This window comes from Agrobacterium sp. SOY23 (assembly GCF_027212525.1).
Taxonomy (GTDB): domain Bacteria; phylum Pseudomonadota; class Alphaproteobacteria; order Rhizobiales; family Rhizobiaceae; genus Agrobacterium; species Agrobacterium tumefaciens_I.
In genome coordinates this window covers 666,155-687,312 of the sequence record NZ_JAPWDT010000001.1, presented here as the reverse complement: position 1 = coordinate 687,312, position 21,158 = coordinate 666,155, and the positions used below count along the sequence as shown (strand labels likewise).

General features: G+C 59.4%; 23 protein-coding genes. 8 read left to right on the top strand and 15 right to left on the bottom strand.

The window, feature by feature from the left end:
- Positions 1 to 43: 43 nt before the first annotated feature.
- Entirely contained in the window at positions 44 to 1,192 is a 1,149-nt protein-coding gene (locus tag O3S81_RS03360) for a hypothetical protein (protein ID WP_269340962.1), read from the bottom strand.
- Positions 1,193 to 1,302: 110 nt separating this feature from the next.
- Between O3S81_RS03360 and O3S81_RS03355 the strand changes: the two genes are divergently transcribed.
- The 4 genes from O3S81_RS03355 (at position 1,303) to O3S81_RS03340 (ending at position 3,811) form a co-directional block, all read left to right on the top strand.
- Positions 1,303 to 1,551 (top strand): hypothetical protein, encoded by a 249-nt coding sequence (locus O3S81_RS03355; RefSeq protein WP_269340960.1) that lies wholly within the window; start codon positions 1,303 to 1,305, stop codon positions 1,549 to 1,551.
- The gene (locus O3S81_RS03350) at positions 1,548 to 1,976 is read left to right on the top strand and encodes a hypothetical protein (RefSeq protein ID WP_269340958.1); all 429 of its coding nucleotides are present in this window, start codon (positions 1,548 to 1,550) and stop codon (positions 1,974 to 1,976) included. Before O3S81_RS03355 ends, O3S81_RS03350 begins: the two co-directional genes overlap by 4 nt.
- Positions 1,977 to 2,129: 153 nt before the next feature.
- The gene (grxD, locus tag O3S81_RS03345) at positions 2,130 to 2,465 is read left to right on the top strand and encodes a Grx4 family monothiol glutaredoxin (RefSeq protein WP_004442454.1); all 336 of its coding nucleotides are present in this window, start codon (positions 2,130 to 2,132) and stop codon (positions 2,463 to 2,465) included.
- 137 nt (positions 2,466 to 2,602) lie between these two features.
- Positions 2,603 to 3,811: a multidrug effflux MFS transporter gene (locus tag O3S81_RS03340; protein WP_269341389.1), complete on the top strand. Its 1,209-nt coding sequence runs from the start codon at positions 2,603 to 2,605 to the stop codon at positions 3,809 to 3,811.
- Between the two features lie 233 nt (positions 3,812 to 4,044).
- Here O3S81_RS03340 and O3S81_RS03335 read toward each other — a convergent pair whose 3' ends face one another.
- The 5 genes from O3S81_RS03335 to rpsD form a co-directional block, all read right to left on the bottom strand.
- Complete coding sequence (locus O3S81_RS03335) at positions 4,045 to 4,869, bottom strand: inositol monophosphatase family protein (RefSeq protein WP_269340955.1); 825 nt, start codon at positions 4,867 to 4,869, stop codon at positions 4,045 to 4,047.
- Positions 4,870 to 4,899: 30 nt separating this feature from the next.
- Entirely contained in the window at positions 4,900 to 5,727 is an 828-nt protein-coding gene (locus O3S81_RS03330; protein WP_269340954.1) for an inositol monophosphatase family protein, read from the bottom strand.
- A 19-nt stretch (positions 5,728 to 5,746) separates the two neighbouring features.
- Positions 5,747 to 6,667, bottom strand: a complete 921-nt coding sequence (ttcA, locus tag O3S81_RS03325) for a tRNA 2-thiocytidine(32) synthetase TtcA (RefSeq protein WP_269340952.1) — start codon at positions 6,665 to 6,667, stop codon at positions 5,747 to 5,749.
- A 64-nt stretch (positions 6,668 to 6,731) separates the two neighbouring features.
- Positions 6,732 to 7,661: a glutaminase gene (locus O3S81_RS03320; RefSeq protein ID WP_269340951.1), complete on the bottom strand. Its 930-nt coding sequence runs from the start codon at positions 7,659 to 7,661 to the stop codon at positions 6,732 to 6,734.
- Between the two features lie 69 nt (positions 7,662 to 7,730).
- The gene (gene rpsD, locus O3S81_RS03315) at positions 7,731 to 8,348 is read right to left on the bottom strand and encodes a 30S ribosomal protein S4 (protein WP_046798221.1); all 618 of its coding nucleotides are present in this window, start codon (positions 8,346 to 8,348) and stop codon (positions 7,731 to 7,733) included.
- Between the two features lie 451 nt (positions 8,349 to 8,799).
- Between rpsD and O3S81_RS03310 the strand changes: the two genes are divergently transcribed.
- Complete coding sequence (locus O3S81_RS03310; RefSeq protein WP_269340949.1) at positions 8,800 to 9,783, top strand: TerC family protein; 984 nt, start codon at positions 8,800 to 8,802, stop codon at positions 9,781 to 9,783.
- A gap of 237 nt (positions 9,784 to 10,020) precedes the next feature.
- Here the strand turns inward: O3S81_RS03310 and O3S81_RS03305 are convergent, their stop codons facing one another.
- The 7 genes from O3S81_RS03305 to O3S81_RS03275 all read right to left on the bottom strand — a co-directional run bounded on the left by O3S81_RS03305 (position 10,021) and on the right by O3S81_RS03275 (position 16,458).
- The gene (locus O3S81_RS03305) at positions 10,021 to 11,565 is read right to left on the bottom strand and encodes an ATP-binding protein (RefSeq protein ID WP_269340948.1); all 1,545 of its coding nucleotides are present in this window, start codon (positions 11,563 to 11,565) and stop codon (positions 10,021 to 10,023) included.
- Positions 11,566 to 11,660: 95 nt separating this feature from the next.
- The gene (locus O3S81_RS03300) at positions 11,661 to 12,554 is read right to left on the bottom strand and encodes an EamA family transporter (protein WP_269340947.1); all 894 of its coding nucleotides are present in this window, start codon (positions 12,552 to 12,554) and stop codon (positions 11,661 to 11,663) included.
- 37 nt (positions 12,555 to 12,591) lie between these two features.
- The gene (locus O3S81_RS03295) at positions 12,592 to 13,230 is read right to left on the bottom strand and encodes a LysE family translocator (RefSeq protein WP_269340946.1); all 639 of its coding nucleotides are present in this window, start codon (positions 13,228 to 13,230) and stop codon (positions 12,592 to 12,594) included.
- Between the two features lie 164 nt (positions 13,231 to 13,394).
- Positions 13,395 to 13,631, bottom strand: coding sequence for a hypothetical protein (locus O3S81_RS03290; RefSeq protein WP_269340945.1), 237 nt, complete (start codon positions 13,629 to 13,631; stop codon positions 13,395 to 13,397).
- A 378-nt stretch (positions 13,632 to 14,009) separates the two neighbouring features.
- Entirely contained in the window at positions 14,010 to 14,831 is an 822-nt protein-coding gene (gene murI / locus O3S81_RS03285) for a glutamate racemase (protein ID WP_269340944.1), read from the bottom strand.
- Positions 14,815 to 15,648: an RNA methyltransferase gene (locus O3S81_RS03280; RefSeq protein WP_269340943.1), complete on the bottom strand. Its 834-nt coding sequence runs from the start codon at positions 15,646 to 15,648 to the stop codon at positions 14,815 to 14,817. Before O3S81_RS03280 ends, murI begins: the two co-directional genes overlap by 17 nt.
- Positions 15,649 to 15,927: 279 nt before the next feature.
- Entirely contained in the window at positions 15,928 to 16,458 is a 531-nt protein-coding gene (locus O3S81_RS03275) for a hypothetical protein (RefSeq protein ID WP_269340942.1), read from the bottom strand.
- Between the two features lie 215 nt (positions 16,459 to 16,673).
- On the opposite strand from O3S81_RS03275, the gene O3S81_RS03270 reads away from it, so the two are divergent.
- On the top strand, positions 16,674 to 17,888 hold the full coding sequence (locus O3S81_RS03270) for an NADP-dependent isocitrate dehydrogenase (RefSeq protein WP_269340941.1): 1,215 nt from the start codon (positions 16,674 to 16,676) through the stop codon (positions 17,886 to 17,888).
- Between the two features lie 19 nt (positions 17,889 to 17,907).
- On the opposite strand, the gene O3S81_RS03265 is transcribed toward O3S81_RS03270, so the two are convergent.
- Entirely contained in the window at positions 17,908 to 18,531 is a 624-nt protein-coding gene (locus O3S81_RS03265; RefSeq protein WP_269340940.1) for a TetR/AcrR family transcriptional regulator, read from the bottom strand.
- Between the two features lie 80 nt (positions 18,532 to 18,611).
- Between O3S81_RS03265 and O3S81_RS03260 the strand changes: the two genes are divergently transcribed.
- Complete coding sequence (locus O3S81_RS03260) at positions 18,612 to 19,148, top strand: anthrone oxygenase family protein (protein ID WP_269340938.1); 537 nt, start codon at positions 18,612 to 18,614, stop codon at positions 19,146 to 19,148.
- Positions 19,149 to 19,500: 352 nt separating this feature from the next.
- The gene (locus O3S81_RS03255) at positions 19,501 to 20,130 is read left to right on the top strand and encodes a glutathione S-transferase family protein (protein WP_269340936.1); all 630 of its coding nucleotides are present in this window, start codon (positions 19,501 to 19,503) and stop codon (positions 20,128 to 20,130) included.
- 21 nt (positions 20,131 to 20,151) lie between these two features.
- Here O3S81_RS03255 and O3S81_RS03250 read toward each other — a convergent pair whose 3' ends face one another.
- Entirely contained in the window at positions 20,152 to 21,003 is an 852-nt protein-coding gene (locus tag O3S81_RS03250) for an AraC family transcriptional regulator (RefSeq protein ID WP_269340935.1), read from the bottom strand.
- Between the last annotated feature and the right edge of the window lie 155 nt (positions 21,004 to 21,158).

Genomic DNA, 21,158 nt, shown 5'->3' with positions numbered 1-21,158 from the left:
CTCACGCGGGCCTTTTCACATCCGGCAAAATGGAAAGGGACACTTACAAAACGGGCGGGCTCTGCGAATCCAAATCGGCAAAGGATGCAGCCGGCAGAGGCCCCGCCGTCAGCAGGGTAAAGTCGTAACCGGACTTGCGGTCCGGCCCCAGCACATATTGACGATGCATGCGCAGGAAATTGCGCTTGTTCTTTTTATAGCGCTCGGGCGAAAGCGAATGCTTGAAGCGGATCGGTACGATCTTCGGCTGCGGCGCATCCCTATGACCGGTGAGCGCCACGGTATTGCAGCGATAGAGATGGATCGGATCGGTCAGGCACTGGATATCGAACCATGTCACCTGTGGGTGACGCGCAATTGCGCCGACGCTTGCACGAAGCCGGTCCGCGCTCGACAGGAACGCACATTGCAGCACAGCGCCGCCCAGCGTCGAGAAAGACAGTTTCCGGCCGTCCAGCGCTTCAGGCTTCAACTCCAGCACGCGGCCGATAACCGCCAGCGCGAGGCTTGCGCCCATGCTGTGCGATACCACCAGCACCTCATCCGAGGGCTGTTCGAGCGCCAACAGGACAAGCGCCGCCCTCTCCTCGATCCAGTCCCGGGCAATCGGCTCATCACGGCCAACCGCGAGCGCGAAACGCCAGTCCGCATAAAGATGCAGGGTGTGGAACCGCTCCGCGAAAGGCAGGAACGCCTTCGCGAAAAACAGGGCGGCAGCGGGAAGGCTGACCACCAGAAGCCAGAGAGGCAAACCGAAAAGCCAGGGCGACAGCGCGATGCCAGCCGCAAGCGCGCCTCCCACCAGCATCAGCAGGAACGGGAAGATGAAGAACAGGCCAAAACGCCAGGCATGGCGGAAATAACGCGCCGCACCGCCTTCGCTGACGATGCCCGCCCCGGCCTTGAAGCCCAGCCAGACCTGCCGCCAGACCGGCGCACCCCGCAGCTGCGAAATGACGTCATTATGGTCATAGACAAAAATATCCGACCGCGTCCGCCAGTCGCCCGCCGAGGCTTCCACGGTGAATGCTTCACCGGCCGGCCTGCTCTCCAGTCGCCCTACCGCATAGTTGACATCCCATGTTTTTCCCGCCAGCGCTGCGGCGCGCTGGTAACGCAGATGATGGGCGGCTGCGTCGAGCGGATCGAAACCGGGGAAATAAAGAACAAGTCGCGACTTGACGGGCTGCATGCATAAACCTTCGGGCTGGAGACACCCGAAAGGATCGCTTGATACAGTGGGCGATGCACGTATAGTAAAAATCGCGACGGAAATGTGATTTATTTATTGGCGAGGGAAATTTGTCTGGCATCGTCGATCAAGTGCTCAACGGCGTCGTCAAGGGCGCACTTTCTGAAATCCTCACCAAGACCGGTATCCGCAAGACCCGGCGCGCGCGCCGGACGAAAAGCACCGGCTCGCTGGCCGGTGGAATCGTTGGTTCTGTTCTGGAGGCTGCACTCAACGCCGCCGTCAAACCCAAGCCGGCCAAGAAGCAGGTAAGCAGGAGACGCACCGCCGCCGCCCGCAGCCGGCAGAGATATCGGTGATACGTCGCGCCCATCTGCTTGTCGCCTGCGCTCTGCTGGCGATTTCAGTGCCTTTGAAAGACACCGCAGAGGATACGAGCAGCAAAGAGATCAATATCGGTTTTGGCGTGCTGCTTGATGGCAGCGATCCAATTGCTGGCACAGCCATATGTGAAATCGGCAAATCATGTCGTCTGGTCGATAAGGAAAGCCCAAAGATACGGGTTGAAGTTACGCCTGCTTATGAGAGCGGCACGTTAGTCACCGAAATGCGGGTGCGCTGCGAGCCTGATTGTTCGCTAGCGAACGGCCAGTCACGCATGAGACTCCAGAGCCAACGGGAACTTGATCTTTTTTCCGGTAAGGAAACCGGTATATTCACCTTGCTTGTCTCCAAGCCGCGCAAGACGATCGGAAAGATACTGCTCATATATCCGGATCACTGAAGGATGCCGGTTGAACAAGACGATTCCTGTCCCCTTCGTCGATGCAACACACGCAGTTTTTTACGCTCCCCGGGTGGAAATCGCGCCGCGACATGTTATCTAGGAACAAACAGAAAGCAGCGGCCTTGAACCGCATGTGAAAGGATTGAGCCTATGAGCGGCATTCACGACATGATCGACAGCGAAGTGAAGAGCAACGACATCGTTCTTTTCATGAAGGGCACCCCGCAATTTCCGCAGTGCGGTTTTTCCGGTCAGGTGGTACAGATCCTCGATTATCTCGGCGTCGACTACAAGGGCATCAACGTGCTTGCCGATGCCGACATCCGTCAGGGCATCAAGGACTATTCCAACTGGCCGACCATTCCGCAGCTCTACGTCAAGGGCGAATTCGTCGGTGGCTGTGATATCGTAAGAGAGATGTTCCAGTCCGGCGAACTGCAGAGCCACTTCCAAGAACAGGGTATCAGCGTCCGCGGCGCGGCCTGATTTCGGCCGGTTCATCCGGCCCACCCTGATTGTCAGAAATTTATGCCAGGCGTTGCTTCATGCAACGCCTTTGCCGTTCTTTTTGGGGCAATCCTGTGACAAATCTTTCACAATCCACCGCTTCGCGCGCAGGCTCGATGGGGCGCACGGAATTCATTGGGCTGGCCGCAATGCTGATGGCGCTGAATGCGCTTGCCATCGACATCATGCTGCCCGGCCTTCAGGAAATCGGCGCATCGCTCGGCGTTGAGAATGAAAACCACCGCCAATACGTCATTTCCGCCTATCTTCTCGGCTTCGGCATCGCCCAGCTTCTCTACGGGCCGATCTCGGACCGTTTCGGTCGCCGCAAGCCGATGCTTTTCGGGCTCGCAATCTACATCGTTTCAGCCCTCGCTGTCGTTTTTGTTCCGTCCTTCTCCGGCCTGCTGTTCCTGCGCTTCATCCAGGGCATCGGTTCGGCGGCAACACGCGTCATCACCATCTCGATCGTGCGTGATATCTATGGCGGCCGGCAGATGGCGGAAGTCATGTCGCTGATCATGATGGTCTTCATGGTCGTTCCGGTCATCGCGCCCGGCACCGGCCAGATCGTGCTCTTCTTCGGCAACTGGCACCTGATCTTCGCCTTCATGGCTGGCATTGCCGCCGTGGTGACGGCCTGGATGTATTTCCGCCTGCCGGAAACCCTGCATCCCGATGATGTGCGGCCCTTCACGGTTCGCTCGGTCCTCGGCGGCTTCAAGATCGTGCTCACCGACCGTATCGCGCTCTGTTACACGCTTTCCAGCACCTTCATCTTCGGGGCGCTGTTCGGCTTCATCAACTCGGCTGAACAGGTCTACAAGGGCATTTATGGCCTTGGCGCATGGTTTGCGGCGGCCTTTGCCGGCGTTGCCCTGTTCATGGCCTTCTCGTCCTTCATCAATGCAAGGCTTGTCGGCCGGATCGGCATGCGCAAACTGTCGCACGGCTCGCTGCTCGGCTTCATCGCCATCACCTTCCTGTGGCTGGTGGTGCAGATGCTTGGACCGGAACCCATGCCCTTTGCCGTCTTCATCGTGTTCTTCGCACTGGCCATGTTCCAGTTCGGCTGGATCGGCTCGAACTTCAACTCGCTCGCCATGGAACCGCTTGGCCATGTCGCCGGCACCGCCTCTTCCGTCATGGGCTTCATGGGAACGGTTGGCGGCTCGCTGATCGGCGCCGCCATCGGCCAGGCCTTCGACGGCACGGCGCTGCCCATGGTGGCAGGCTTCTTCATCGTCTCCATCATTGGTCTGGTCTTCGTGCTGATCGGCGAAAAGGGCGTGTTGTTTCAGGCTCACAACAAGCCGACCCGGTAAATTCAGGCGGACAAAAAGAAAGGGCGCGGAATTCTGTTCCGCGCCCTTTTTATTTATTGGTTGACGGTTCACGTCATACACATTCCGTCACCCCGGCCCCGATCCGGGGTCCAGCCAGCCCAAGTCTTTGGGCTGAGAAGAGTCTTTCCGCCGCGCAGACGCGCGGCTACTGGATGCCGGATCTAGTCCGGCATGACGGGAGAAAGCCTTGCCGGCCTGCCCAGCCAGCCACCTCAAACCGTGAAAATCTTCTCGCGCAGCAGTTCCCACGTCTGCTGATCAGGCGCCAGCAGCAGCCCACCATCCACATGGCTCGGCAGATAAGGCGAGCCATCGAGGCGCGCGGCATAGGCGCCCGCTTCCTGCGAGATCAACGTGCCGGCCAGATGGTCCCAGGGCATCAGCTTGTTATACATCAGGAAATGCATGTGGCCGCCGCAGAACAGGCGATATTCATGCGCAGCACAACGATAGCTGGTGAAGAGCCGTACATCCGCAAGATTGAGCAGCACCTTCCGGCGGGTCTCGATATCGAAATAACCGGTATTGGCGATGCCGATCATCTGCGACAGTTCCGGCGCCGGCACCACCGACATCTGCGTCTGCGCGCCATCGGCGCTGCAAAGCCATGCGCCGGAGCCTTTCTCGGCGATTGCCCAGTCATTGCCCATCGGATCGAAGATCAGGCCGGCAACGGTCTCGCCCTTCGAGATAACGCTCATCATCACGCCGAACAGCGGCAGGCCGGAGGCGAAATTATAGGTGCCGTCGATCGGATCGACCACGACCGCCAGATCGGCATCGGCAAGCTTGCCAAGCAGCGAGGCATCCGCCGCCACCGCCTCTTCGCCGATGAACAGCGCTTCGGGCATGATGTCCTGCACCCGGGCGCGGATCAGGCGCTCGGCAGCCTCGTCAGCCTCCGTCACGAGGTCGATCGCCTCGGTCTTCATCCGCACATCGCCCTCGCCCAGATTGCGGAACCGCGGCAGGATTTCCACTGCCGCCGCCTCCTGAAGCGCATTGGCAAGAGAGGCGATGTCGAGTTCGAGAGCCATGGGCGATATCCTTCTTTCTGAGCGTAAACTTTATAAGGCGACGATTTCCCGCCGCAGCATCTTCCAGCTTTCCTTGTCGGGAGCCGACAGGATGCCGCCCGTCGTCTGGCCGGGCCGGTAAGGCGTATTGTCGAAACGGGCCGTGTAACCGCCGGCCTCCTGATGAACGAGAACACCGGCGAGATGATCCCAGGGCATCAGCTTTTCATGACCGATGAAATGCAGCTTGCCGGCCGAGGCAAGCCAATATTCATGTGCTGAACAATTGATTGAAAGCGCCATCTTGATCTTGGCCATATTGGCGGCGATCACCGGGCGGCGATCCTCATGGCTGTGGCCCCAGGAAAAGATACCGACCATCTCGGATAGTGGCGCAGGATCAGCAACCTTGAGCTTCGCCTGCGAACCGTTCTTGCGGTGGAGATAGGCCCCCTCGCCCTTGAGTGCAACGATTGTATCGCCCATGACGGGATCGTGGATGATGCCCGCCACCGTCTCACCCTTGACGGTGACCGCGAGCAATGTGCCAAAAGCGGGAAAGCCGGAAGCATAATTGAAGGTGCCGTCGATGGGATCGATCACGAAGGCAAGCGGCGCGTCGGCAAGGGCCGGAATGACTGATGGGTCCGCCTCATACGTCTCTTCACCAACGATATGGGCCTTCGGAAACCGCTCAAGCAGCGCGGTGGTGATCGCCTTTTCCGCCAGAACGTCTGCCTCGGTGACAAGATCGACGGCGGAGGTCTTTTCGGAGATGGCGCCGGCACTCAGGTTTCGGAAGCGGGGCATGATTTCCTGTCGGCCGGCAGCGGCGACGGTGGAAACGAGGAATTCGATATCTTTGTCGGAAAGGCTCATGGCGCGGGGCACTTCTTCATCAGGGAGGGCTGGCCTCCCTACGCTCTTCAGATGACGCTTCGGTGACAGAAAGCGCCGAAAAATCAAAAAGCCTGGGATCGAGCAGATGCGAAGGGTTCACATGCGCAAGCGCCCGCAGCATTACATCCTTGCGGCCCGGCATACGCCGTTCGATATCGGCCAGCATCTCCTTCATGGCGTTGCGCTGAAGCCCGTCCTGCGAGCCGCAGAGGTCGCAGGGAATGATCGGGAATTCCATCGCCGCCGCGAATTTCGCCATATCTTCCTCGGCGCAATAGGCGAGCGGACGTAGCACCATCAGGTCGCCCTCGTCATTCATCAGCTTCGCCGGCATGCCGGCCAGCCGGCCGCCATGGAAAAAATTCATGAAGAAGGTTTCAAGAATATCCTCGCGGTGATGGCCGAGCAGCAACGCGTCGCAGCCCTCCTCCCGCGCGATGCGGTAGAGATTGCCGCGCCGAAGCCGCGAACAGAGCGAACAATAGGTGCCACCCGACGGCACCTTCTCCTTCACCACGGAATAGGTGTCGCGATATTCGATGCGATGGGCAACACCGATCTTCGCCAGATACTCCGGCAGCACGTGTTTGGGAAAATTCGGCTGGCCCTGATCGAGATTGCAGGCAATGAGCTCCACCGGCAGGAGGCCGCGCCATTTGAGGTCAAGCAGCAGCGCCAGCAGCCCATAGCTGTCCTTGCCGCCGGAAAGACCGACCAGCCAGCGCTTCTGGCCTTTCAGCATGCCGAAATCTTCAAAGGCCTGACGCACATTGCGCAACAGCCGCTTGCGCAGCTTGTTGAAGGAGACCGAGCGCGGTGCATTGTCGAACAGGGGATGCGAGCTGCCGTTTTCTTCGGACGGATCCTGATCTGCCCCGATCTGGTCAGCCATGTCATCGATCTTGGTGAGAATGTTCATAATCAGCTCGCTCCGGCACGACTGCCGTTCTCGATGCAGGCAATGCCCCCATACGCCGGCAAGATCAAGCCCCGAATACGGACCAGCCGGTTTTCGTCGCCAGCATTTCCAGCGCCTGTGACCCGAGTGCCGAATTGCCGACCTTGTTGAGACCCGGCGACCAGACCGCAATCGACGCCTTGCCCGGCGCCACCGCCATGATGCCACCACCGACGCCGCTCTTGCCCGGCAGGCCGACATGATAGGCGAAATCGCCCGATCCGTCATAATGGCCGCAGGTCAGCATCAGCGCATTGATACGCCGCGCCCGACGGTCGGAGACGACGGTGTGACCCGTCAGCGGATTGCGGCCGCGATTGGCGAGGAAGAGGCCCGCGCGGGAAAGCTGGGCGCAGGTCATGGAAAGCGCGCACTGATGGAAATAAACGCCGAGGGTGTGTTCCACCGGATGATGCAGATTGCTGAAGGAACGCATGAAATTGGCAAGCGCGAAATTGCGGAAACCGGTCGCCTGCTCGGATTTCGCCACCGTGTCATCGATGCTGATCGTATCATCGTCCGCGAGATAACGCACGAAGCGCAGAAGCTCGCCGATCGCCTCGCGCGGCTGGTGGCCGGAAAGAACGATATCGGTCACCACGATCGCGCCGGCGTTCACGAAGGGATTGCGCGGGATGCCGTGCTCGTGCTCCAGCTGAACGATGGAGTTAAAGGAAGAACCTGAAGGTTCGCGCCCTACCCGGTTCCACACTGTTTCCCCCGCCTTGCCGAGTGCCAGCGTCAGCATGAAGACCTTGGAGATGCTCTGGATCGAAAACGGCACAAGCGCATTGCCGGCCGTATAGGTGGTTCCATCGACAGTGGTGATGGCGATGCCGAACTGGTTGGGATCGACCTTGGCGAGTTCGGGAATGTAATCCGCGACCTTACCCTCGCCGAGCCTGGGCACCATGCTGTCATAGATGGAATCGACGATCGCCTGAATGTCCTGCATGCAATGCCTTCCCCAGCAAACAAAAAAGCCGCCCCGAAGGGCGGCTTCCTGAATACTGAAACGCGTCGATTAACGCGAGTAGAATTCGACGACCAGATGCGGTTCCATGACGACCGGGTACGGAACGTCGGAGAGCGACGGAACGCGAGCGTAGGTCGCAACCATCTTGTTGTGGTCAACTTCGATGTAGTCCGGAACGTCACGCTCTGCGAGCTGAACGGCTTCGAGAACCGTAACCAGCTGCTTGGACTTCTGACGAACTTCGATAACGTCGCCGGCCTTGCAACGGTAAGAACCGATGTTAACGCGAACGCCGTTAACCGTGACGTGGCCATGGTTGATGAACTGGCGCGAAGCGAAAACGGTCGGAACGAACTTGGCGCGGTAGACGATGGCGTCCAGACGCGACTCGAGCAGGCCGATCAGGTTTTCGGAGGTGTCACCCTTGCGACGGTTTGCTTCGTCGAAGGTTGCGCGGAACTGCTTTTCGCGCAGTTCGCCGTAGTAGCCCTTGAGCTTCTGCTTGGCGCGCAGCTGCGTGCCGAAGTCGCTCATCTTGCCCTTGCGGCGCTGGCCGTGCTGGCCCGGGCCGTATTCGCGGCGGTTTACCGGGGACTTCGGACGGCCCCAGATGTTTTCGCCCATACGGCGGTCGATTTTGTACTTAGCCGATTCGCGCTTGCTCATCGTATTTCCTTCTCAAAAGGTTGTGCCGGTTTGTTACCAAACCGGTTCAAGGAAACACGCCCTCCTCTGAAGCCCGTTTCAGGGCCTCTGACAGGCTTCTCACATGCAAATGGAGAAACCACGGGACATGTCGGTGATATTGACCGCCGAACGTCAGCCTTTAAACTGCAAGGCAGTCAACAAAACACACCGGACATCACTGCCCGGCGTTGGGGCGGCTTCTAAACGCGTTTTACAAATTTGTCAAACAACGCCCGCCGCTTTTTTCGCGGGCCGCCCCTTGAAAAGCCTGCAAGCCCTCCCATCTTTCGATCGTGATCAGAACTCGGGCCCCTCTGGCGTATTACCGGACAATACGCGATGTCGAGTTTCTTAAGGTTGGGGCCCACGTATATTCTTGACACACGTTCCCCATCCGCAAAGCCAACCTCGTCCGGCTAAAGGTTGACTGATGGACTTCCTCCTCAACGATTTTCTCGGTACCCCCACCTGGATGTGGGCGGTCTTCATTTCTCTCGTCCTTGGCCTGCTGGCGCTCGATCTCGGCGTATTGCACAAGAACTCCAAGGAAATCGGCATTCGTGAAAGCCTGCTGATGTCAGGCTTTTATATCGCCATCGGTTTAGCCTTCGGCGGCTGGATCTGGTACCAGTCCGGCCAGCAGTCAGCGATGGAATATGTCACCGGCTTCGTGGTCGAAAAAAGCCTGGCGATGGACAATATCTTCATCATCGCCATGATCTTCTCCTATTTCGCCATTCCCCGCCAATATCAGCACCGCGTGCTGCTCTGGGGTATCCTCGGCGTCATCGTCCTGCGCGGTATCATGATCGCCGGCGGCGCTGCCATCGTCGAAAACTTCCACTGGGTGCTTTATCTCTTCGCCGCCTTCCTCGTTTTCACCGGCCTCAAGATGCTGTTCTCGTCCGACCATGATGAGTCGGATATCGGCAATAACCGCATCCTGAAATTCCTGCGTAGTCACCTGCCGGTGACAGATCGTCTGCATGGCGAGAAATTCTTCATCAAGGAAACGGATGAGGCCACCGGAAAGCTGAAGACCTTCGTGACGCCGCTCTTCCTGGCGCTCATCATGGTCGAAATCGCCGACCTGATCTTCGCAGTCGATTCGATCCCGGCGATCTTCGCGATCACCACCGATCCGTTCATCGTCTATACCTCGAACATCTTCGCGATCCTCGGCCTGCGCGCGCTCTACTTCGCACTTGCCGCCCTGATCCACCGCTTCGCTTATCTCAAATACGCGCTGGCTGCGGTTCTGGTCTTCGTGGGCTCTAAGATTTTCGTCGCCGATATGCTGGGCATCGCCAAGATCCCGCCGGTCGTCTCGCTCGGCGTCACCGTCACCATCCTCGCAACCGGCATCATCGGTTCGCTGATTGCGACGCGTAAGGAAGTGAAGGCCGTCGAGTAATGATGAGCAACGGAGGCGGCGATTGTGCCGCCTTCACCTCTCTCAGAGTTTCCGCTTATGGGTGAGTTTGCCAACGCTACGTAATACACGCGCCGTCACCCCGGACTTGATCCGGGGTCCGGCGCGATCAAGTCCTTGACCGCAACGGACTCTTCTCACAGCGCAGACGCGCCGTGGCTGGATGCCAGATCAAGTCCGGCTGACCGAGGGTATGTCTAACAGGCAGCCTGCCAGGCCTCACTCCGCCGCCAGTCTGGCATCATCCTCAGCCGCATCCGCATCGCCGGGTGCGGTTTTTGCGTCGAGATCGGGGAACGCCACGATGCGCTTGCCCGAGAAATCGGCATGCACCACCACAAGCTCCTTCTCCTCGAAATAACCGAGCAGCCGGCGGGCGCGGCGGGCGGAATGAGTGCCATAGGCCCGGGCAATGCGGGCATCTGACGGGCAAGGCTCCTCACCGAGTGCGGCCTTGACCAGCAGCAGGAAAACGCCCTGCAGATCATCGGAAACCGAGGTCGAGAGTTCCAGCGCCTTCTGCCAGCCCTCGCTGGCGGCCATCGTGGCATCCACGCCGGAGCGGGCAATCGCCACCTGCCGACGGAATTCGGGAAGCGACATCGGTGTGCCGGGAATACGGCGCATGCGGGCACGCACCAGAAAATCCTGATAGAGCACGGCATCGGTGCGATAGGCCGATTGCGGATCATCGAGGATTTCGACCAGAACCGCACCGATCTTCTCCTCGCGCTCCTCCGGCGTCATCTCCGGCTGACCTGCACGCGGCGATTGCTCGGGTGAAGGACCGACGGCGGCAGGGGTAGAACGGGAGAGCTCTGCCAGAATATCCGTGGTCGGACGCGGTGCTGGCGGCGTGCGACGCACGGCGGGCCGCGTGAATTCTTCCGGGTCCGGCGTGAAGATCAGGTCTTCTACATCCTGAGGCGCATCCGGCAGCGGCATCAGCTTCGGCGAGGACGAGCGCGCCGAGGTTTCCACCGCCCCGATGACGATGGGAAGCGGACGGCGCGAGAGCGCCGGGCCGAGCGCCACGAAATTGCCGCGCTGCAGATCGCGGAACATTTCCGCCTGCCGGCGGTCCATGCCGAGTAGGTCAGCAGCGCGCGCCATGTCGATATCGAGGAAGGTCCGGCCCATCAGGAAGTTCGAGGCTTCCGCCGCCACGTTCTTGGCAAGCTTGGCCAGGCGCTGCGTGGCGATGACGCCCGCAAGTCCACGTTTACGCCCACGACACATCAGGTTGGTCATGGCGCCAAGCGACGCCTTGCGCGCATCTTCCGTCACCTCGCCGCCGACGGAGGGCGCAAACATCTGCGCCTCATCCACCACGACGAGCACCGGATACCAATATTCGCGATCGGCATCGAACATGCCGTTCAGGAAAGCGGCTGCGGCCCGCATCTGCTGCTCGATATCCAACCCTTCCAGCGTCAGCACGCAGGAAACGCGGTGCTGGCGAATGCGGTTGGCAATGCCGGCAAGCTCGGCTTCCGTACGCTCGCCATCCACCACCACATGGCCGAACTTGTCGGACAGCGTGACGAAATCACCCTCGGGATCGATGATGACCTGCTGCACCCATTGCGCCGATTGTTCCAGCAGCCGGCGCAGCAGATGCGACTTGCCGGAACCGGAATTGCCCTGCACCAGCAAACGCGTCGCAAGCAATTCCTCGATATCGAGCTTGGCCTGCTGCCCGCCCGATAGGGTTCCCATGTCGATACCGACCTGCAATGTTCCGTTCCTCGTGCTGCATGTCATCCGGCCGATTCCCTCAGGCGTGGCCGAACATGCTCTTTACCAAAAAATCACCGGTTGCGTCTGCCCCGTGCCGATAATGCACAGGCAATTCGGTCTCAGCCCTGTGCCGACCGTACCCGGAAGCGCGAAATGCCGATGCGCCGGCCGAAGACGTTGAGCGCCAGCCCGAGAATGACCAGCGTCGCACCAACGATCTCGAAGACGGTGATGTGTTCGGCAAAAGCCAGATAGGCGCTGATGAACCCGACAATCGGCACCAGCAGTGAAAACGGCGCCACCGTTCCGGCAGGATAACGCAGAAGCAGATAACTCCAGATGCCGGCACCGACGATGGTTGCGCCATAGGCCATATAGATCACCACGAAAGCCATGGTCGGCGTGGCATTCGCCACACCTTCGGCAATCGCCTGCGGCCCTTCCACCACAAGCGAGAGCAGGATCAACGGCAGAACGGGCACAAGGCTTGTCCATGCAACGAAAGAGACCGCGTTTACCTGGCCGATGCGGCGATTGACGATGTTACCGCAGGCCCAGGCAATCGCGGAACCGACGCCCATCAGAAGCGGCACCAGCGCTGCCGCCGTCATGCGCTCCACGCCGATGACGGCGAGCCCGCCAAAAGCGATGAGTGCGCCGAGAATCTGCGAAGGCAACGGCCGTTCGCCGAGAAACACCACGGCAAGGGCGAGCGTGAAGAAAGCCTGCGACTGCATGACCAGCGAGGCAAGCCCGGCCGGCAGCCCGAGCTTGATGGCGGGATAAAGCAGGCCGAACTGCACGAAGCCCATCGCCATGCCGTAAACGATCATATGCCGCCACGGCACATCGGGTTTCGGCAGGAAGAAGACGAGAGGCACCGCCGCAAAAAGATAACGCACCCCCGTCAGAAACAGGGGTGGCATATCCGCGACGCCGACCTTGATGACGACGAAGTTGAAGCCCCACAAAAACACGGTGATCAGGGCAAGGAGAATATGCGGCAATGCCATTTTGTTATGTCCGAATTTCAGGCGATCGAGAGGTGCCTCACGGCGCAACCGCCCTTTTCCAGCCAAAGGCAATGAGACCGGCGCCAATCAGGAGACCGCCGCCCGTGCGGTTGACGATGCGCTGAACCTTGGGTTTGCGGATCGTGTTGCGGGCGGCACTTGCCAGAAGTCCATAAAGGGCCGCATTCACGGTGGCAAGCACCAGGAACGTCACCTCGAAAATCAGCACCTGCGGCCAGAAGGGCAATGTCGGCACCAGAAACTGCGGCAGGAAGGCCACGAAGAACACGATGCTTTTGGGGTTCAGTGCCGTGACGATATAGGCATGCAGGAAGATTTTGAGCGGCCGCTCCCGACCGGTTACCCCCGCCCCTTCCGCTCCTTCGCCGCTGACCGGTGAACGCCAGAGCTTGATGCCGAGATAGATAAGATAGGCGGCACCGATCCATTTCAGGCCGGTGAAAAGTGCAGCCGATGTGGCCAACAGCGCCCCGAGACCCAGCATGGAAGCCGTCATGGCGGTAAAATCCCCGAGCGCCACCCCCGTCACCGTTGCCGTGCTCGCCTTGCGGCCATGGCCCAGCGCATAAGAAATCACCAGCAGGATCGTCGGTCCCGGAATGGCGAGCATGATGGCAGATGCGGCCACGAAGGCCAGCCAGTTCTCCAGCGGCATGATTGAGTCTCCCTTGTCCAATTTGTCGAGCAAGCCACCAAAATCAGGAGGTATCAAGCTCAATCTTCGAAGATTAAGCCGCCCTGTCATCCGGCGGAGGAACGGGCGGCTGCTCGTAGAGATACGACCTCCTCGACATTTCTTTGCCGAAGAGGCCGCCATCATCAAAACCGCGGCGCCCACGGCACCGACCAGTCTCGCCGCCGCTTCAATTGCCGAGGCTCAAGGCCGATATCGACCAGCAGACGGTCCGGCAGATCGGCGGGATCGGTCGGCGGTGCGCGCGGCACCAGTGCGGCCAAAAGAACCGCTTTCAGGGTTTTCCAGACGCCGAATGTGACGAACAGACGGTCCACCGCATCCGGCAGCGCATATGCTACCAATGGTTGATCATTTTGCATGGGGAATCCATCCCGGCGCGGCAAAGCGGCCAGGTCCTTTATCGATGGAAAACGACATGCCGAAACGACGGACGCAGCAGTCATGCCACGCAAAGGCGCAAGTTACATGTCGAGCGAAGTGAAAATGCCAAACGGCAAGGAAATCAGGCCATAAGCCTTATCGGAGGGTCACGCCTCGGGTCACATAACCGCCGATAATCATGCCGGAAAGGCCAGACATGCCGTTAAGGCGCATATTCATGTCATTAGTCATTTCACGCCTCCATCTAGTGCGGTTACAGACGAGAATTACCTTACACGAGAAAACCGGCGCGACAAGAGGCCGCAATCTCGAATTGCAAAAGACAGGCAAGGGCGATGCAAAAATACAACAGCAGCTCAAGCTGCCGCAACGCTGAGGCCAAAACCCTGCATCAGCCGCCGTGTGGCGAAATCCGGCCTGCCGGAGGTGAATACGGCGAAATCGAAACCATCGGGATGTTCCGCATCCTGCGGCAGCGGCACCAGATGGCGCGCACGCCGGGCAATCGCCTCGGCGGGGTCGAGCCAGTCCACCGGCCAGGGGGCGAGCCTGCGGAACAGATTGGCCATGAAAGGATAGTGCGTGCAGGCAAGAACGACGATGTCCGTGCGCTTGCCGTCACTTTCGATGAAACAGGGTTCGATTTCGGCCAGCACCGCATCGTCAGGGACCGGCTCGCCCCTGATCCAGCTTTCCGCCATGCGCGCCAGATTTTCCGAGCCAACCAAACGTACATGACATTGGGTGGCAAAGGACTGGATGAGATCGCGCGTATAGGCCCGCTTGACGGTGCCGGGCGTCGCCAGAACCGAGACGAGGCCGGAGCGTGTGCGCTCCGCTGCCGGCTTGATGGCGGGTACAGTGCCGACGAAGGTCATCTGCGGAAACCGGGCGCGAAGATCGGCCCCGGCCAGCGTGAAGGCGGTGTTGCAGGCGATGATGCAGACTTCCGGGCTGTATTCCTGCAGCAGCTTCTCGAAAAGCGAGAGAATACGCGCCCTCAGCGCCTCTTCCTCCCAGCCGCCATAGGGAAAACCCGCATCGTCGGCGACATAGATGAAACCGCGTTCGGGCATCAGCACTCGCGCCTCGCGCAGCACGGTTAGCCCGCCAATGCCGGAATCAAACACCAGCACCGGTTTCAGCACATCAGCGGCCGCCTCACTCGTCTTCAGCATTCTCCCCTGCTCCCTCGGCCGACGGCCCCGCTGCCCTGCCCGCCTGCTTCGGCCATTGCCGGGGAAAACGGTCAAGCGAATTGATCACGCCGCGGAAAACGCTGATTTCCTGCTCGGAAAAACCGCGTCTCGACAGCACCGCGCGCAGATTGTCGACCATTTTCGGCTTTTTTTCAGCCGGATGGAAATAACCGCGCGCATCCAGCGCTTCTTCAATATGTTCGAACAGGCCGAAAACCTGTTCCTTGGTCGAAGGCCGCTGCTCGACGGACTGGAAAAGCGTCTCCCCCAGATCGTCCATGCCGGATTTCATCCATTCATAGGACATCAGAAGCACGGCCTGGGCGATGTTGAGCGAGGCAAAGGCGGGGTTGACCGGGAAGGTCACGATCTCGTCGGCCAGCGCCACTTCCTCGTTCGTCAGCCCCCAACGCTCGCGCCCGAACAGGATGCCGGTCTTTTCGCCCGCCTTGAATTTTGCGCGAAGCGTATCGGCGGCAGTCACCGGCGCACGCACCGGCTTGAAACCATAACGCTCGCGCGCGGTCGTGGCATAGACGAAATTGAGGTCCTTGATCGCCTCTTCCAACGTGTCGAACACCTTCGTTCCATCGATGACGTGATCGGCCTTGGAGGCGGCGGAGCGCGCCTTTTCGCTCGGCCAGCCATCCCGCGGGTTGACGAGACGCAATTCGGCAAGGCCGAAATTGGCCATGGCCCGCGCCACCATGCCGATATTTTCGCCGAGCTGCGGTTCGACCAGAATGATCGCCGGGCCTTCCGCCAGAAGTTCAAGCTCGCTATTTGTGCCTGCCATCGTCATTTGTCCGTTTTTTAAAGCTGCGCGTCGATTTTGCATCCGATGCGCTAAAGCGCGCTTCACTGGCACAGATCGGCACCAAAATCAAAGGCGGAGCGGGCGAATGGCGGCCTTCGAGTGGGACAGAAGCTCCACCCCACACCCTACTTCATGCTCGGGCCTGTCCCGAGGATCCACGCACGTCTCGTAAAATCAATCTGTTGCAGATGCTCGGGACAAGCCCGAGCATGACGGAGGAGCTGTTTTCAAGTGCGGCGAACCTCCGTATCGCCACCCTCACTCGCCCTTGATGATCGCCGCCATCTCTTCGCGCAGCGAATCCCGGCCCTCGTCCCCCACCCGGTGAATATCGCTGATGACCGGCCGGCCATCCTCCTCGACAACATCGAAATGCACTTCGTCGACGGTCGCCTTCATCTCGGCCTCGTCCATGCAGGCCCAGAGCTTGAATTTCGCCGTCACATCCGTCACGCCGTCCTTCACCGCACCGGGCGTCACGGAAACATCGGCCAGCGGGCAGCCATCCTGGGAGTTGGTCACGACATCGTAACCGAAGGGATCACCCTTCTCCCCGCTTTCAGCCTCGTAAGCCGGCTTCTTGGAGGCTTCGCGATATTGCGTCACGAAGTCCTTGCTGAAGAGGCTGGTCAGCATGTCCTCATCGAAAATATACTTCCAGTTCTCCGCATCACCGGACCAGTTCTTGACGGTGATATCCATCACCTTCTGAACGGGATCGGCAGGTGAGGCCGCAAGGGCGCTGTGGGAAAAGAGGACGGCGGCAGTCAGAAGCAGAATATTCCGCATGATGTGATCCCGGGATAGGCCCGACAAGCGGGCGAAGCGATTCGCCTGACTGTATTCCGGCATTGTGGTTTGGCAATGCGCAAAGCGTTATTGCGCTGCGCCAAAAAAGCGCCCCCCATGGCTTTGCCTCAGGCGCGTGCGATGCTATAGCCGCACCGGATATTTTTCCGACTATTGGCGTCACCCGGCGCCACAGCTTCGAAGGTGAGGAATTCATGGCAAAGATCAAGGTAGCCAATCCGGTCGTCGATCTCGACGGCGACGAAATGACCCGTATCATCTGGCAGCTCATCAAGGACAAGCTGATCCTGCCTTACCTCGATCTTGATATCGAATATTACGACCTCTCGGTTGAAAACCGCGACGCCACCAATGACCAGGTCACGGTCGACGCGGCACACGCCATCAAGAAGCACGGCGTCGGCATCAAATGCGCCACCATCACCCCGGATGAAGCCCGCGTCGAGGAATTCGGCCTGAAGCAGATGTGGAAGAGCCCGAACGGCACGATCCGCAACATTCTGGGCGGCGTCATCTTCCGCGAGCCGATCATCTGCAAGAACGTTCCGCGCCTCGTTCCCGGCTGGACCAAGCCGATCGTCGTCGGCCGTCACGCCTTTGGCGACCAGTACAAGGCAACTGATTTCAAGTTCCCCGGCAAGGGCAAGCTGACCATCAAGTTCGTCGGTGAAGACGGCCAGGTCATCGAAAAGGACGTCTTCGACGCCCCGAGCGCCGGCGTAGCACTAGCCATGTACAACCTCGACGAATCCATCCGCGAATTCGCCCGCGCCTCCATGAACTATGGCCTGATGCGCAAGTGGCCGGTTTACCTCTCCACGAAGAACACCATCCTCAAGGCCTATGACGGCCGCTTCAAGGATATCTTCGAAGAAGTATACCAGAACGAATTCAAGAAGCAGTTCGACGAAATCGGCATCACCTATGAGCACCGCCTGATCGACGACATGGTCGCTTCCGCGCTGAAGTGGTCCGGCGGCTATATCTGGGCCTGCAAGAACTACGATGGCGACGTGCAGTCCGACACGGTCGCGCAGGGCTTCGGTTCGCTCGGCCTGATGACCTCGGTTCTTCTTTCGCCGGATGGCCGCACGGTCGAAGCCGAAGCTGCACACGGCACGGTTACGCGCCACTACCGCCAGCACCAGAAGGGTCAGGAAACCTCGACCAACTCGATCGCCTCGATCTTCGCCTGGACCCGTGGCCTCGCCCACCGCGCCAAGCTGGACGACAATGCCGATCTGGCCAAGTTCGCGGCAACGCTCGAAACCGTCTGCGTCGATACCGTCGAAAGCGGCTACATGACCAAGGACCTCGCGCTCCTCATCGGACCGGATCAGCCCTGGCTCTCCACCACCGCCTTCCTCGACAAGATCGACGAAAACCTCAAGAAGGCCATGGCGGCCTGAGCCTGCCTTCTCAGCCACTTCAGAACCCGGCCTCAGTGCCGGGTTTTTCATTTGTGCCGTAAAGACGGAATATCAGCTCCGCGGCGCAGGCCGAGCGTGCCGCCATCTCCTCCTGCGTCGGCAGGCCAATCGCCCCCGTCGCGCGCCTGATCTGCAAATCCCCGACCAGAAGCGACAGCCAGAGTTCCGCAGGCTCTTCCGATGCCGCCATGCGCAGGACACCCTGTTTTTCCAGTGCCTGAAAATATGCCGCAAGCTTCGGCATGACCTGGTCACGACCCTTTTCCGCCAGAAATCCGCCGAGTGCAGCCTCGCCGCCGGCCTCCGCCGCCGCGACCCGATTGAGCAGGACTGCCCGCTCCCCCAGGAGCATCGACAACAATTCAGCCCCGAAACGGGAAAGCTCATTCACCCCATCGGCCACCTCCGCCGAGGGCAATACCAGCCTTGCGGCATTTTCTGCCACCATGGCTTCGTAGAGCCCGGCCTTGCCGCCGAACCAGCCATAGAGCGTTTCCTTCGACGACCTGCTCACCTTCGCCAGCGCCTGCATGGAAAAGGCGGCATATCCCTCCTGCGCGAGCATGGCGAAGGCATGTTCGACAATCTCGCGCCGGCGCAATTCCCTGCTCTCGTTACGCATCCGCATTTCCTTGACAATAACCGTACATATGCGTACGGATTATCCGTACGCATATGTACGGTTATTCGATGGAGATTTTCATGTCCAGCTCATTTCTGCACGCGATAAGAACAAGGCAATTTCCTGCGAAGACCCTTGTGAGAGAACCGGCAGCATCGGCCCTGCGCATCGCCGCGCCCCTGAGCCTCGGCATCATGGCCGGCTTCTTTTTTGCCTTCAGCAATCCCGTGATGATGGCTTTCCCGCAGCTTGATGCGGAAATTTTTGTTGCAGCATTCAACAGCATAAATTTCAGCGTTCGAAATGGCGTATTTTATGCCGCCTTCTTCTCCCCGCTGGCGATCCTTTTCGCCGCCGCACTGGCCGACAGGCACAACCGCCTGATATGGTTGTCCGCTTTGGTCATCTACGCTGTTGTCGTGATCCAGACGCGAATGGTCAATGTTCCCATCAACGAGTTCTTCAAAACCGTTTCAACCGAAATACCGTCAAACTGGCAGGAACTGCGCGATCACTGGGCGCTTTCCAACCTTATCCGCACCGTGCTGACCAGTATTGCCTTTTTCCTCGCACTGCTGGCCGCAACGCGGCAGGCGGGAAAGAAAACAGACGATTAGGCCGCGGCATCCGACGACACCGATAGCCGGCTAGCCTCATGCGCCATCAGGGAACGGAACCCGGTCGTAACGCCGGGTTTTCTTTTTTGTTCACAGTATCTTGATTAGCCGTGACACTAGGCGCAGACTTCGATTCCGCGTGCCACGGCCAGTACAACAATAAGACAAAGCTGAAACAGCATCTACTTGCACATAACTTGCCAGGCACAGTCAAACGTTCATCGGAGCATCGGCGCGATCTTTAGGGAATACGCGAATGACGCTGCGGATTGTTAAAAAGCGAAGCACGAGTGCGAAATCCCTACCGGTTTTCCCGTGATGCTTCGACGATTTTGCTTGGGGAGGCAAAAGCATGAGTGAATTGATCTTTTACACCAACCCCATGTCGCGCGGACGCATCGCGCGATGGATGCTCGAGGAAGTGGGCGTTCCGTACCGGACGGAAATACTGGGCTTCGAGACCTCGATGAAATCGCCCGCCTACCGGCTGATCAACCCGATGGCCAAGGTGCCGGCCATCAAACATGGCGATACCATCGTCACCGAAGCGGCCGCGATCTGCGCCTATCTCGCCGATGCCTTTCCCGGCGCGAACCTTGCGCCCACACCGAAGGCACGCGGGCTCTATTACCGCTGGATGTTCTTTGCCGCAGGCCCGCTGGAAATGGCAGTGAGCATGAAGGCGATGGGTTTCGAAGTGCCGAAGGAAAAGCTGCGCATGGCCGGCTGCGGCAGCTACGCGGATGTGATGAACACGCTTGAACGGGCCGTCAGCGAAAACCGCTTCATCGCCGGCGATCTCTTCACCGCGGCGGATGTCTATGTCGGCGCCCATATTGGCTGGGGGCTCCATTTCGGCACCATCGAAAAACGCCCGGCCTTTCTCGATTACATGGCGCATCTCACCGACCGCCCGGCCTTCAAGCGCGCCGCCCAACTCGATGAAGAAGCGGCAAAGGATCTGCAGGCGGCGGCAAGCTGACCGGCCTGTCGGCTCCCATGGTCATGCCAGCGGCAGGTAAATATCCGTCAGCAGTTCGGTTGGCGGTGTGTCCCTGGGACTATTCAGATATTCCTCGAACATCGCGCCATCGCCGATCTGTCGTCCGGAGGCGGGAAGCCATTCAGCGTAAAGCCATCGATAAGCCCGGTGCATATCCGCATAGGGACCTTTGTGACGCAGCACGGCATATTCACCGCCTGCGATGGGTTGCCGCTGCAACGGCTCGCTCTCCATCGGTGTCACAACACCGGTGACGCAGGCAATGGAACGAAGCTTGTCGGCAGGCACGATATCGGGATCGTCGAAATAAACCCCGATCATGCGCATGTCCGGTCCGGCCAGTCCACGCGCATACAGCGTCCCGAACAGGGTTTCGAACGCCTTGCTGATCAGCATGTAGGAGCCGCGATGCGGAACCCCGGTCAGCATCATCGGAGAAACGGTTTTCACAGCAATATCAAACATATCGGTCACCTTTTCCAAAGGAACTGCGTTGAACAGACTGTGGCTCCCCTCTTTCCGGTAACGCGCCGGCGGCATGCCATAGGCCGTTTTGAAAATGCGGTTGAAGGACTGGAGGTTCGGGTAGCCCGATCGTTTTGCAATATCGCCGATGGCAAGATCGCCGCGGACGATTTCGCCCGCCGCGCGGTGCAACCGCAGCCTCTTGACGGTCATGGCCGCCGTTTCGCCATGGATTGCCCGATAAATTCTGTGCCAGTGATAGCTTGACATGCAGGCGATTTCCGCCAGCCGGCCCATATCCAGTTCCTCGTCAAGATGGTCGTGAATATAGGCTGAAACCCGCCTCAGACGCGTTTCATAGATTGCCCAAGCCGTGTCACCGTTCATATCGAGCCTCTTTGCAAATCCGATGGCCAATAGAACCATAACTCGATTTGACAAATCCTGCTCAGTTGGGTGCCCGGCAAACGGGGCCGGCAGCCGACAGTCCTCACCTTATTGGTGAAAACGGAAGTGGTTGGCCCGGAAAACCGGACCAACCC